This window comes from Shinella lacus, assembly GCF_010994755.1.
Lineage (GTDB): Bacteria > Pseudomonadota > Alphaproteobacteria > Rhizobiales > Rhizobiaceae > Shinella > Shinella lacus.
On record NZ_WHSB02000048.1, the window covers coordinates 1 to 789 of the forward strand.

Below are 789 nucleotides of genomic sequence, written 5' to 3' on the forward strand. Positions count from 1 at the left end.
GATTATGCTGAGAGTGTGATTATGCGGAGTGCCTGTCGCTGAAGGCTGGATTTGGCGGCGGTTGCGGCGATTTCGTCTCCGCATAATTCCGCTGGTGTGGAGGGGCGCCCCGCCGTGAAGCGGAGCGCCGATCGGCTGGTCAGCGCGACCAGATGAGCTTGTGCTCGCCCTTGTCGCCCTGGACCAGGGAGGCGTAGACCGGCGCCGTGAAGGACGGATCGTCGAGCTTGAGCGAGAGGTATTCGGCGCCGGTTTCGCGGGCGGTGCGGGTCCAACCTGCGCCGAACTCGACACCCCCTGCGGTGACGCGGAAGTCCGGGGCGCGGTCGTTGTCGCGGTCGCAGGGCTTGATGGTGGCCTTGACGTTGAGGGTGAGGGTCTTGATGGTGCCTGCGTAGGTGCCGTTTTCGTCGCGGGTGAAGGTGCCGATCTGAGCCATTGTCGTATCTCCTGAGGTTGTCCGAAGCCACCCGATGCGGCCTCGATGGCGGTCGAGAGGCGACGGATTGGACGGAATGCATCTGCAGGACCGCAGCGTGAGCGTAGGACGGCGGCAGCCGAGCTTGTTGGCTCGCGAGGAATGGCCGCTTGCGGTCAGGGGAAGAAGGTCGGCGGAGCCGTTGCAGGCCAAGGCCGGTCCGGTGCCAGACCAGCCCAAAAGAGAGGCCGTATTGGGGGCTTTGCGCCGTCAGCAGAGAACGACGCGAATGATCGGTTGTCGCCTCATCGGCATGATCAACGGCGCCGCCGGCGCCATCACCTCTCCCGTCGTCGCCGTCGGCACCATCT

Annotated in this window: 2 protein-coding genes; one reads left to right on the forward strand and one right to left on the reverse strand. The window is 65.3% G+C overall.

The annotated features are described in order from the left end of the window. Positions 1–139: 139 nt before the first annotated feature. Positions 140–439, reverse strand: coding sequence for a DUF736 domain-containing protein (locus tag GB927_RS34225; protein ID WP_058328783.1), 300 nt, complete (start codon positions 437–439; stop codon positions 140–142). 76 nt (positions 440–515) lie between these two features. Here GB927_RS34225 and GB927_RS34230 point away from each other — a divergent pair. Then, positions 516–789 (forward strand): hypothetical protein (locus tag GB927_RS34230; RefSeq protein WP_211941320.1); only part of this gene is annotated, 274 nt, incomplete at its 3' end.